The organism is Spiroplasma sp. ald (genome assembly GCF_044714355.1).
GTDB lineage: Bacteria > Bacillota_I > Bacilli_A > Mycoplasmatales > Mycoplasmataceae > Spiroplasma > Spiroplasma phoeniceum.
On record NZ_RXFY01000022.1, the window covers coordinates 1 to 12830 of the forward strand.

Genomic DNA, 12830 nt, shown 5'->3' on the forward strand with positions numbered 1-12830 from the left:
ATATTTACAATTATTTTAATAGGTTATGCAAGAAGTCTAATATAATACAATGCTTTCTTACCAACTAACTTTTTAAGTTCAAGAGCAAAATTTGTTGTCACTAATGGTCCAACAGCAATATATAGTAATTTGTTTTGGATCTATTTTAATAAATTCATCATAAATAATGGTAATATTAGGGTGTTTTATTAAAGTTGCTGTAACTTTTTGTGAAAATAACTCCCGGTCAACACTAAGTGCATCATCAGCAGGGACTTGAACATCATAAGCTGTTTTTAAAATGAAAGAATTTAATAACTTTAATTCTTCTTTTAAAATTCCAATTGCATTTTCTCTTGAAACACTGCGAAAAGAATTAGAACAAACTAATTCTGCAAATGTATCTAATTTTTGAACTGGATTTTTAAATAATGTTTTTGCTTCATATAATTTTACTTTTAAACCACGTTTTGCTAATTGGTAAGAAATTTCACAACCTGCTAACCCAGCACCAATAATATTAATTTCTTTTTGTTTCATTCCGTTACAAAATATCTTTTTCTACTAAAACCTTACGAAGCTCATCTGCTTTGACAAAATCTTTATTATTTTTTGACTTAATTCATTCTAATAAATATTTACAAATTTCACCACTAATCACTGGTAACTTAAAATTAAAATTCATAATATTAAAAATAATATTATAAAAATCACTAGCAAGTTGCAAATTAAGTTTTTTATCACGTAATTGAGTATTAATAATTTTAATCATTTTACTAATAATAGTTAAAACATTTGGACTATTTAAATTATTTGCTAACTCAGCAAGAACTTTCTTAACATTGTCACCATGTTGTGCTAAATTATAATTTAAGTTATATTCAGCTAAATATAAATTTACTGCTTTTAAGACTTTAAAAATCTTTTCGGTTTCACCTTGTGCACTAATAATTAAAGTTTCTGTTACATTTAATGGTTGTGTATAATTAGTCGCATATAGCAAATAACGTAATGTATTTGCTCCGTATAATTTAATAAAATCACGAACTAAAATAGTATTATTTAATGATTTACTCATTTTTTTATCAGCAACATTTAAATGCCCATTATGCATTCAAATGTTTGCAATTTCCTTATTATTTTTTGCTAAAAATTGAATTCGTTCATTTTCATGATGAGGAAAAACTAAATCAATTCCGCCAGCATGAATATCAATTGTTTCTTTATGAAAAAATTTATCAATTAAGACAGCACATTCTGTATGTCAACCTGGGCGACCTTGATATAATTTACCCGTTTGATCATAAAAGGGAAAAGAAACTCCTTCGGTTGTTTGCTTTCATAAAGCAAAATCATATTGACTATGCTTATTAGCATCATGTTCAATTCGAATATTAGTTTCTAATTCTGAAATTTTTTTATTAGCTAATTGTCCATATTGTGCTTGATATTTTGCAATATCAAAATATACACTACCATTAACTTCATATGCAGCATTAAGTTTAACTAATTTTTGAATAAAAGTAATAATATCTTTAACATGGTCTGTTACTCGTACTCGCTTTGCTGGTGTTCTAACATTTAAATTAAAAACATCTTCTTCAAAAGCTTTAATATAAAATTCTGCAATTTCTTGTTCAGTTTTATGTTCTGTTGCTGCTTTAGCAATAATCTTATCATCAATATCCGTGTAATTTTGAATATAATTAAACTCAATATGTTGAAATTGTAAAAAACTAACTAATAAATCAACAGTAATAATTGCACGGGCATTACCGATATGAATGTAATTATAGACAGTTGGTCCACAAACATAAATATTAATTTTTTTTGTTTGACTATAATCTGTAAAATTACGAGTCAAAGTATTATATAATTTCATACTTCACCCTCTTATCTATTTGCATCCAATTCCATTTTTTTAAATGAAATAACAGCATTTGAATATCAGCTGGATTAATTCCTGAAATTCGATTCGCTTGACCAATTGAAATTGGTCTAATCTTTTTAAATTTTTCTCGTGCTTCAAGTGCCAAGTTATCTACCAAATCATAATTCAAATTAACTGGAATTAATTTATTTTCCAACTTAATTGTTTTTAAAGCAATTTCTTGTTCTTTTTTAATATATCCTTCAAAACGAATATTAATTAATAAATTTTGTTTTAAAAATGATTTTAAATTATTTAACGGTGGTAACTCCTCCTCTAAATATTTTAACTCAATATTTGATCGTTTTAATAAATTATAACCAGAAATGCGTTCTGTAATGTTGGCAACACCTAATTTAGTTAGTTTTTGAATTAATGGTGATTTTGCCGTAAAATAAGTTTCTTTTAACAATTGCATTATTTCATTATAACTTTGCACATTATTTTGATATTCAATTCAACTTTTTTGATCAATTAAACCAAATTGATAAGCATAATTTTTTAATCGTTCTTCAGCATTATCATTGCGCAATAATAAACGATATTCAGCACGAGAAGTTAATAAACGGTAAGGCTCTTCTGTCCCTTTTGTAATTAGATCATCAATTAGCACTCCAATATAAGCTTGGTCACGACGTAAAATGAAAGGTTCTTTTTGGTCAATACTTAAAACAGCATTAATTCCAGCCATTAAACCTTGGCAAGCAGCTTCTTCATAGCCACTTGTTCCATTAATTTGACCCGCCGTATATAAATTTTTAATTTTTTTTGTTTCTAACGTATGTTTTAATTGTGTTGGTACAATTGCATCATATTCAATTGCATAAGCTCATTTTAAAACTTCAACATTTTCAAATCCTGGCAAGGAACGTAGCATCTTTTCTTGTACATCAATTGGCATTGAAGTTGAAAATCCTTGCACATAAATTGTATTTAAACTCTTTGATTCTGGCTCTAAGAAAATTTGATGACGTGGTTTATCAGCAAACCGCACAATTTTATCTTCAAAACTTGGGCAATAACGTGGCCCTGTTCCTTTTACATTTCCAGAATACATTGCTGATGCTGTTAATTTTTTTTGCACAATATTATGTGTTTTTGGTGTTGAATGAATTAATCAACATAATTCTTGCTCTTGTAATGGTGTAAAGGTTTTTGTTGAATAAGAAAAAGCTAGTTGCAAATCACTCCCTGGTTCTGGTTGTGCTTTACTATAATCAATTGAAGTATTAAGAACACGTGCTGGTGTACCAGTTTTTAAACGAAATAACTCAAACCCTAAATGTTTTAACTGGGTTGATAATCCTGCTGTTGTAATGTCGCCATCAGGTCCTTCTGCTTTTTTTGTCATTCCTTGTAACACTAAAGATTGCATATATGTTCCTGTTGTTAAAATAACTTTTTTTGCAAAAAATTGTGTTTGATCTTTTAACATTACTCCATAGCAATTACTGTTATCATCAACCAATAAAGATTGAACTACTCCTTCATATAAATCTAAATTATCTTGCTTTTCAATTACTTTTTGCATATATTTTGCATATTCAATCTTATCTGATTGAGCGCGTAATGCTCATACAGCAGGACCACGTGAAGAATTTAATAATTTCATTTGTAAAGCTGTTGCATCAGCTGCTTTTGCCATTTCACCACCAATGGCATCAATTTCACGAACAACAATCCCTTTAGCTGGGCCACCAATTGAGGGATTACATGGCATTAATGCAATTTTATCTTTATGCAAAGTAACTAATAATGTCTTTTTTTTCATTCTTGCTGCAGCTAAACTTGCTTCGACGCCAGCATGACCAGCACCAATTACAATTACATCATATTTTTTCATTAAACTCCCTCCTTTACTAGTTTTATTAATTTAATTCTGCTTCAATTTGTTTTAATTCTTGTTCTACATTAACACGATTAAATAAGTTTTCTTTTTTCTCTATTGTTTTATTATAAATGATTTCTTGCGTTAAAATTTTTTCAAATGTTAAATCAGTTAAATTAACATTAAAATAATCGACAATTTTTTGCGCATTATCAACTAAAACTGGCTGCAATAAAAAAGCACTAACAATAATAGTATAAGCTAAACTTGCTAAAGTTTCATATAATTGCTCCATCTTTTCGTTTTTTTCTAACTCTCAAGGTTTATTTTCTTCAATATATTTATTCGCCTTATTACATAATTCCAAAATAATGTTTAGTCCTGCTGAAATTTGATAAGCATCCATTGCCTGCTGATAATTCTGCACCGCTTGGATACAACTTTCAATTAGCACATTATCCAATTGTTGTTGTTTTACTAACTGACCATTAAAATATTTACTAATCATATTACTTACTCGTGATACCAAGTTCCCTATATTATTAACTAAATGAACATTATATGATTCTAAAAACATTTCATAAGAAAATTTACCATCATTTTCAGTTGGAATTTCATATCCTAAATAAAACCGTAATGTATCTCGACCATATTTATCAATTAAATATAATGGATCAACAACATTTCCAATTGATTTACTCATTTTAGTATCTTTAAATAAAATTCAACCATGCGATAAAAGTTTATTAGGCTGACGTAACCCTAAACTTTCTAGCGTACTTGGCCAATAAATCGTGTGAAAACGAGCGATTTCTTTTCCTAATAGTTGCAAAATCTCAACATCCTCATTATTTCAAAATTTATTAAATAATGTTTCATCATTTGATAAATAACCTAATGCTGTTAAATAATTTGATAATGCATCAATTCAAACATAAATAATGTGTTTATCATTTTCTAAGGTTTTAATTCCTCAGGAAAAAGTTGTTCTAGTAACAGATAAATCAGTTAAGCCTGGTAAAATAAAATTATTTAACATTTCATTTTTTCTTGGTTCTGGTTCAATAAAACCCTGATGATTATTATAATAATTAATTAAAAATTGACTATATTTTGAGACTTTAAAGAAATATGTTTCTTCCTTTACTTTTTTTGGTTTATTACCACAAACTAAGCACTGGTTTGTTACTTTATCAATTTGTGCTTCAGTTAAAAATTCTTCACAACTAACACAATATAAACCTTCATATTCTCCTAAGTAAATATCTCCATTATTATATAATTTACTAAAAATTTTTTGTACTCCAACTTCGTGCTCTTTATCAGTAGTACGAATAAACTTTGAATATTCAATTCCTAATTTATTTCATAATAATTTAAAATTATCAACAATCATTGTTGTAAATTGATATGGTGTTACCCCTGCTGCTTTTGCTTTCTTTTCAATTTTTTCACCATGTTCATCGCTGCCTGTTAAAAAGAAAGTTTCATAACCAGCCATTTTTTTATAACGATTAATAATATCCGCTAATGTAGTAGTATATGCATGTCCAATATGTAATTGTGCACTTGGATAATAAATTGGGGTTGTAACATAAAATAATTTCTTGTTTTGACTCATAATATATCCCTCTCATTGTTATACATTTTAACAATATAAATTATATCGCATTTTTGCCAATAAAATAATGGTTTTTTAAAGACAATTAAGGTCATTGAAAATTACTAAAATAAAATAGTTATTTCCATAACTATTTATTCATAAATAAAACTTATTTTTATGCTGTTACTTCATGTAATTTTCGTGAAGAAATATTGCGTAAACCTTCATTTAACATTTCTGTCATCTGATAAGAAATATAAATAAAATCTATTTGCATTAGTTTATCAGCATATTTTTCATTTAATATTTCAACAGCATCAGCATATAAATCATCGCGTCATTCTTTAATATCTAATTTTTCTTTAAAATAACTAAAAGCTAATGTTTTAGCATTTTGTAATAATGAATCAATTCGTAATGACAGTGTTTTATAAGTATCTGCCAAGGCTAATTCTAAACGATATGTAAAATCCTCATCGGTAATAACGCGTCCATTGTTCCAAATTAAAAGAACATTATCATATAATAATTGGATTGGGTTTGTTGAGTCATGAATTTTTTCTGTATTTAAAACTAATTTTAGTTGATCACGAATATTACTAAAATGCTTTTCTAAAATAGGATTTTTCATTTTCTGCTCTCCTTAATTGCTTTAATTGCCTCCATTATCAATAGTAAATAAACAAACGGATATTAACTATAGTTTGTTAGATTATTTTTATAAGAGTAATTCTTATATAAATATCATAGCATAAGAAATATATTTTTTTAGAAAAATAAAAAAACACTAAAATATTTTTTAGTGTTTTGTATATTTTAATTAGACTGTCGCAAAGTATAATAATGTACGTACCATTTGTGATACATATGACATTTCATTATCATATCATGCATATACTTTAACTAATTGTTTACCATCACGTTCAATAATTTTTGTTAATGTTGCATCAAAAATTGATCCGTGTGTTTCACCAATAATATCTGATGAAACAATTGGTTGTGTATTATAACTAAAAGTTTCTGAAGCTTCTGCTTTCATTGCATTATTAATTTCTTCAACTGTTGTTGTTTTTTTCAATTCAACTGCTAAGTCAACGATTGAACCAGTAATAGTTGGAACACGTAAAGCCATTCCATCAAATCGACCTTCCAATTGTGGTAATACTAATGCAACTGCTGCTGCTGCTCCCGTTTTAGTTGGAACAATATTTGAAAAAGCAGCACGTGCTCTTCTTAAATCATCATGTGCTAAGTCCAACAATCTTTGATCATTTGTTACCGCATGAACAGTTGTCATATATCCTTTTTCAATTCCAAATTCTTCGTCTAATACTTTTGCCATTGGTGCTAAACAGTTAGTTGTACAACTTGCCCCTGAAATAATAGTATCTTCTTTTTTAATTTCTTTATGGTTTACATTATAAACAATTGTTTTAACATCGGTTCCTTTCGCTGGAGCTGAGATTAAAACTTTTTTTGCTCCGGCTGTAAGGTGCTTTGAAGCACCAGCACGATAAGCAAAGAATCCTGTTGATTCAACAACAACATCAATGCCTAATTTACCTCATGGTAACTCAGCAGGATCTTTTTTGGCATAAACATTTATTTTTTTCCCATCAACAATAATAACGCCTTCTTCTGAAGAAATTTTTCCTCTTTTTCATCCTCCTTGGGCTGAATCAAGTTCTAATAATGTTGCTAAAGTTTTTGCCGCAGTTAAATCGTTAATTGCGACAATTTCAACATTTTTTTCGTCAAATAATCTTCTAAAAACTAAACGGCCAATACGTCCAAACCCGTTAATTGCAATTTTTGTCATCTACTTTTTCTCCTCTATATATATTTAATACCTTCTTAGTCTGCAATAAAAATATTGCATACTTACTATATATTTTACAACCTATAGAGTCAATTTGCAAGAAAATTAGCAAACATCCAAATTAAAGGTTACTTTATCAGCAAAATAGAACCAAATAATAAATTTAATCTTTTTAACCAAAACGACCTGTAGTATAATCTTCTATTTTTGATTCACGATAATGNNANAACNATAATNNTGTNTTATTATATTANTGGAGTTTCGGTANCNATNAAAATAATTGTTTTATCAATAAAATAATCATTTATTAGTGCTTTTTTACCAGCAAGTTGTTGAAAATCAGAGTTTTTAATTAAAATATCTTCAATTCATTTGACATTGCGATAACAACTAGCCTCACTAATATCAAAACTTTTACCAAGATGAAAAAAAGTACGATATTCTCGTCAATACGATAAAGTCATAAATAATCGATTTTTTAGTGATAATTTGTTAGCTTTGCCACCTTTTTTAAATTTTTCTATTTCAGCAACCTTTAAAATATCTAACATTTTATTAAAAGTGGCTTGTTTTATTCCTGTTAATCGGAATAATTCTTTATCATTAATAAAATCAAATTTATCAAATTTCATAATTTTAGATTCCTATAATTTCTATTTTAAATATATTTTATAGGAATTTTAAAATAACTAGGTTATGCAAGAAGTCTAATNAATTAGAAAAAATTAATATTNAAGCAACGCTTGTTGCTAAAGTGCTAAAAATTGTGAAAGATATAGTAGAAGCAGTAACTGCTGAAGATTATACAATTACAAATAATGCTCAGCCAGGTGATTATTCAAAGCAACAAGAAGTCATAATTTTAGTTAAAGCAAAAGACACTTCAAAATATATTTCTGGAAATTTTGCTTTTAAGGGTTATGTAAAAGCTATCAAATAATATTTTCATTTTATTAAAAAGATTAACACGATAAAAATTTAATATTTTTTATTTCATATGATAATTTATAATAAAAATTATTTTGATTTTAAATTTTAATTTGTTGCAGTTTATATTATAGTTTCCATACTAATAAAAAATAAAAAAATTTGCTAATTATAAATAGTTTTTCATAAATTAATAGTATAATTTAAATACCTTAAAGTACAAAATAATTTATTTTAATCAAAAACAGCAATCATTAGGAGGTTATAAGATATGGCCAAACAAAAGTTAACTAAATGGTATTATAACAATTTAAAGGTTAATAATTGAAATTTATATGTTGCTGTTTCTGAACAAGGTGTAACTTTTATTGTTTCTAATAACAAAGGGTTTAATGAATTAGAATCTTGGTTGAAGAAAAAGGGACCAAATATTTTATTAATTGCTGATCAAGAAGGAAAAACGAACCTTGTTATGGAGCAATTAACGGAATATTTAATTGGAAAACGAACATTTTTTACTTTAGCGTTTGATTTCACTGGTACTTTGTTTCAAAAAAAGGTTTGAGCAGAAGTTGCTAAAATACCATATGGAACAACAACTTGTTATGCTGATATTGCACAAAAAATTGGACATCCACAAGCAATGCGAGCTGTGGGGACAGCAATTGGCAATAATGCCATCACAATTCTTGTTCCCTGTCATCGTGTTTTAGGCAAAAATAATTCTTTACGTGGCTATCGTAGTGGGTTAGAAATGAAAGCATCGTTATTACAATTAGAAAATATTTGATAATTAGTATTTGTTATTTTAAATTTATGCTTTGTTAAAAGTAGTTTTTATTACAATTAATTTTATTTTTAATTAGTATGTTGATTATCAACAATAAATTTTTAATATATTAAAAGGAGAAAAAATTATGGGAAAGTTTCATACAATAGCAAGTAGTTTATTAGTGTTTGGAACTATTAATATGACATTTGTACCTACTTCTAGTTTTATTAATCAAAAGGGATATATTACAAAACTATCACCAACAGCAGTTTCATCACTTGACGAAAATGATTTTATTTATTCAGGCTATTTATTACAGTATTTTATTTATAAGTCTTCCAATATTGACCAAAACAAAACAGTAAAAATGATGGAAAACAATATTGTTACTAATAAAGATATAATTTATAATACTAAAACTAATATTAATAATGTGAGAATCGATACGAAAGAATTATTTGAAATGTCATTAATGGCCTCGATTATTAATACTAGTATTTATGGAATGACAAATTGGAAAGAATTTTTTGCCGAAGCATATTTAAAATGAATGACAATGCCAAACGAAATGAAAAATAAAAGCTGAGAGATTTTAAATAATTTTTTTATTGATATTTATACTCCGCTTCAAAAAGATAATTTTGGTTTCCGAATTACTTCTTTACTAAAACAACGTGCTAAAATTGATCAGTATGTTGCAAAGTCAAATATTAGTTATAATACTAATTTAACAACTAAACCAATTGATGCAGTTGATTTAAAATATTTTTTGCCATCTTTTGAACTTGGTTTACAACAATTAATTCCCCAAAATAGAAAATTATGAGCACAGAATTATACTTTTAATGCTCTTAAAACAAGTTTAATTATGTGGCAGTCAAGTGGAATGCAAGATATTGAAACTAATAATGTTAGTTTTGACGGAAATATTCTACGAAATAGCATTATTAATAATGGTGAGCAGGATTTAACAACGGAATTAGGAAATATGATGAATGATTCATATACGTTAGCATCACAATCAGCGATTATAAAATTTGAAAATTTTATGAATACTAGTAAACAGCAATATTATTCATCATTTGATAAGTTAGATGAAGATTTAAAAAAGATAACAGAATATGAAAATAATTATTATCATGAAAAAGGGAGCACTATTTTCTTAAAAGATAGCGTGCAAGCAATGCAAAAATATTATCAATGAACTGATGAACTGATGGAGTTTCTTAAAGAACAAATTTTAAATTTATTTAATATGACTTATGCAATAACTGGTGACAATTTTAAATATTTTTTAACTGGATTTTTATTTTCTCCTGATGCACCATTGTTAGAAAAAAGTATACAAACAGCAGCTTATACAAATTATTCTTTTCAATCATTACCATGGTCAAATCGTATTATTTCAACTAAACGGGCTTATATCGTTATTTCTGCAAAAGAATTTGATAATGTTTTGCAGAAAAAAACTATTTCTGAATATTTAATTGGATGATGAAGCTCACCAAATGTTTTTTCTCCTTTGAACCATGAGATGGGGCATGCTGTTGATGCTTACTTTGGAATGATTAAAGAAGCACGAAATGTTGCACCAAAATATTTTAAGAATCTTGTAAATAGTTTAGGAATTAAAGGACAATATATGGGTAACATTTTTGGCTATGATGATATTGCAAGTTATAATCAAAAGGTTAATATTATTAAAATTGTTTTAATTATTATGTTTGGTGCTTTTTGCACAAGTATTATTATTGCCGTTGTTTTAGGTACTAGTCGTAAGATTAGATCTCAAAAGAAATAAAAATGGTAAAAATGCAACAATATTGCATTTTTTATTTAAAAATAAAGGAGGAAAAAAATGAGTAGTAAAAAACAAATGACAAAATTTGGATTTATTGTTTCATCATTAGGTGCAGCAATTGGATTAGGGGTAATTTGAGGATTACCTGGTTATATTAATAAATATGGTGGATTTTATTTTTTCTTAATATATATTTTTGCATTATTAATTGTGGGAATTCCGCTATTAATTTTTGAATTTAACTTAGGAAATCTTCGACGTAAAAGTGTAATTAACATTTTTGATAAGGAAAGTGTTCGCTTTAGTCGCTTTATGGGTTGGTTTCAATCAACTTTAATGATTATTATTCCGATTTATTATGCTGTTTTGGTTGGTTATACTATTATTTCGATTGGAATTGAATTTAGTCCTACCTTGATTAGTAATGTTGATGGAAATATTTTTAATCATCAGATTTTACAACGTGGTGGTTTTGGCGTAACTAACAATGGTGGTTTTCAATGAATTGTATTTTTAGCTTTTTTATTTGTTGTTTTGTTAGTTGGTCTTGTCTTATTATTTGGAATTAGGGGAATTGAAAAAGTTAATAAGTTTTTTATGCCCTTATTATTTTTAATTATTTTAATTTTAGCAATTTATATTTTAACAGTTCCAGGGAGTCATCAAGGATTAGCAACGTTGTTTTTAACAAATAATTTAGATAAATTAAAGCAAAGTCAAACATGATGTAGTGTTTTTTCCTTAGCTTTTTTTACAACATCATTAGGAATTGGAATGATGATGCGCTTTGCTGGTGTAGGTCCACATAATCAAGATAATGTTTCAAAAGCTTACTTATTAGTAATTGGAATTTTATTTTTATCCATTACTAACTTAATCTTTATTTTTGGTGCATCAGGAGCTATTGTTAATAATTTGGTTACTGATAAAAATGATATTTTATTATTTCAACAACAAATTGCTACTAAGTTTGGTAATGATTCAATGGTTTTTGTTTTTAATGTTTTGCCAGAAACTTTCCATATTATTAATCAAAATACTGTTGTGGGAGTTGGAAATTTCTTAGGAGTTTTATTCTTTTTAGCTTTATTTATTGCCGGATTAAGTACAACGGTTGGTAATGTTGAAGTTATTATGGATGCTATTGAAACACAATATGAAATTAGTAATCAAAAAGTAATTTGTGGGATTTGTTTAACAATTATTGTTGTTGGTTTATCACTAGTTTTTGAGAGTACATATCAGGTAATTAATTCCTTTCAATTATTAGTAGCAGGATTAGATTTAATTTTAGTATCTTTAGCACAAGTTATTTTCTTTGTTTGATATGCAAAAAAACTACATATTGTAATTAATTACAATAACCAAGTATCATGAATTAAATTAAATAAGTTATATAAAATTATGATGTATTATTTAATTCCACTTATATTAGTTGTTATTGTTGGTTTTTCAGTTTATGATTTTATTATTAGTTGTACAAAAAACGCTTGATATATCTCAGTATTAGCTTTTGTGTTAGGTATTTTTGTACCAGTCCTAGTTGCAAGTCTGAATAGTTATTATGGCATAAAACGAGAAAAAGGAGGACAGAAACCATGTTAGTTACCATCGCCATTGTTGTTTTATTAGTTTTAGCAATTTTATTAGCAGTTGCTTTTGGCTTTTTTATCTATAAAGATTGACAACGTAGCCAGCATACATTAGAAGTTGATCAGAAATTAGCATTAGAACATAAGTTAGAAGAAGATTTAGAACCAAGTTTAGATCATAAAACTAATGAAAGAAAGTAAATTTAATATTTTTTAATTATCATGCTGTTTGATAATTTCAATTAATTCTATTGATGATGAGCAGTTTTTTATACTAGTTAAAAATTCTTTTTTTGCAAATAGTTTAGCAATCGATTGAAGTAATTCTATATGTGAAAAATTATCTTCTGCAGCAAGAAAGAGCTAAGCAATATTTAGTATGGTATTTGTCTTCTTTTTGAAATTTAACTGGAATTTTAAAATATGTAAACTGTAAAACGAAACGCGCTAAAACAACTCTTATTAAAGGGTTGTTTTTTTATTTGTAAACCCATAATTATTAATTAATTCAGAGAAAGGACAGCATCTTAAGTTCTTAAAATAGAAACTTTTTATCACAACTTTTATTAACTTTTTAAA

The 12830-nt window shown here is 26.8% G+C and carries 12 protein-coding genes; 5 read left to right on the forward strand and 7 right to left on the reverse strand.

The window, feature by feature from the left end:
* Positions 1-72: 72 nt before the first annotated feature.
* The 6 genes from EHU54_RS02065 to gap form a co-directional block, all read right to left on the reverse strand.
* On the reverse strand, positions 73-519 hold the full coding sequence (locus EHU54_RS02065) for an FAD-dependent oxidoreductase (RefSeq protein ID WP_400248681.1): 447 nt from the start codon (positions 517-519) through the stop codon (positions 73-75).
* A gap of 4 nt (positions 520-523) precedes the next feature.
* Positions 524-1861: a cysteine--tRNA ligase gene (gene cysS / locus EHU54_RS02070; protein WP_400248682.1), complete on the reverse strand. Its 1338-nt coding sequence runs from the start codon at positions 1859-1861 to the stop codon at positions 524-526.
* Positions 1848-3755 carry a tRNA uridine-5-carboxymethylaminomethyl(34) synthesis enzyme MnmG gene (gene mnmG, locus EHU54_RS02075; protein WP_400248690.1) on the reverse strand — a complete coding sequence of 636 codons (1908 nt, stop codon included), beginning with the start codon at positions 3753-3755 and terminating at the stop codon, positions 1848-1850. The genes cysS and mnmG overlap by 14 nt, the downstream gene beginning before the upstream one ends.
* A gap of 22 nt (positions 3756-3777) precedes the next feature.
* Positions 3778-5358 carry a methionine--tRNA ligase gene (gene metG, locus EHU54_RS02080; protein ID WP_400248683.1) on the reverse strand — a complete coding sequence of 527 codons (1581 nt, stop codon included), beginning with the start codon at positions 5356-5358 and terminating at the stop codon, positions 3778-3780.
* A gap of 157 nt (positions 5359-5515) precedes the next feature.
* A complete protein-coding gene (locus tag EHU54_RS02085) occupies positions 5516-5971 on the reverse strand; it encodes a hypothetical protein (RefSeq protein ID WP_400248684.1) in 456 nt (151 codons plus the stop codon).
* A 189-nt stretch (positions 5972-6160) separates the two neighbouring features.
* Positions 6161-7159: a type I glyceraldehyde-3-phosphate dehydrogenase gene (gene gap / locus EHU54_RS02090; RefSeq protein ID WP_400248685.1), complete on the reverse strand. Its 999-nt coding sequence runs from the start codon at positions 7157-7159 to the stop codon at positions 6161-6163.
* A 715-nt stretch (positions 7160-7874) separates the two neighbouring features.
* Here gap and EHU54_RS02095 point away from each other — a divergent pair.
* The 5 genes from EHU54_RS02095 (at position 7875) to EHU54_RS02115 (ending at position 12452) form a co-directional block, all read left to right on the forward strand.
* A complete protein-coding gene (locus EHU54_RS02095; protein WP_400248691.1) occupies positions 7875-8099 on the forward strand; it encodes a spiralin repeat-containing protein in 225 nt (74 codons plus the stop codon).
* Positions 8100-8357: 258 nt separating this feature from the next.
* Positions 8358-8879 (forward strand): methylated-DNA--[protein]-cysteine S-methyltransferase, encoded by a 522-nt coding sequence (locus tag EHU54_RS02100; protein ID WP_400248687.1) that lies wholly within the window; start codon positions 8358-8360, stop codon positions 8877-8879.
* A gap of 124 nt (positions 8880-9003) precedes the next feature.
* On the forward strand, positions 9004-10659 hold the full coding sequence (locus EHU54_RS02105; protein ID WP_400248688.1) for a hypothetical protein: 1656 nt from the start codon (positions 9004-9006) through the stop codon (positions 10657-10659).
* 57 nt (positions 10660-10716) lie between these two features.
* Positions 10717-12264 carry a sodium-dependent transporter gene (locus EHU54_RS02110; protein WP_400248689.1) on the forward strand — a complete coding sequence of 516 codons (1548 nt, stop codon included), beginning with the start codon at positions 10717-10719 and terminating at the stop codon, positions 12262-12264.
* Positions 12258-12452 (forward strand): hypothetical protein, encoded by a 195-nt coding sequence (locus EHU54_RS02115; RefSeq protein WP_114565330.1) that lies wholly within the window; start codon positions 12258-12260, stop codon positions 12450-12452. The genes EHU54_RS02110 and EHU54_RS02115 overlap by 7 nt, the downstream gene beginning before the upstream one ends.
* A gap of 12 nt (positions 12453-12464) precedes the next feature.
* Here EHU54_RS02115 and EHU54_RS02120 read toward each other — a convergent pair whose 3' ends face one another.
* Entirely contained in the window at positions 12465-12581 is a 117-nt protein-coding gene (locus EHU54_RS02120) for a hypothetical protein (RefSeq protein ID WP_400248693.1), read from the reverse strand.
* Positions 12582-12830 lie beyond the last annotated feature (249 nt).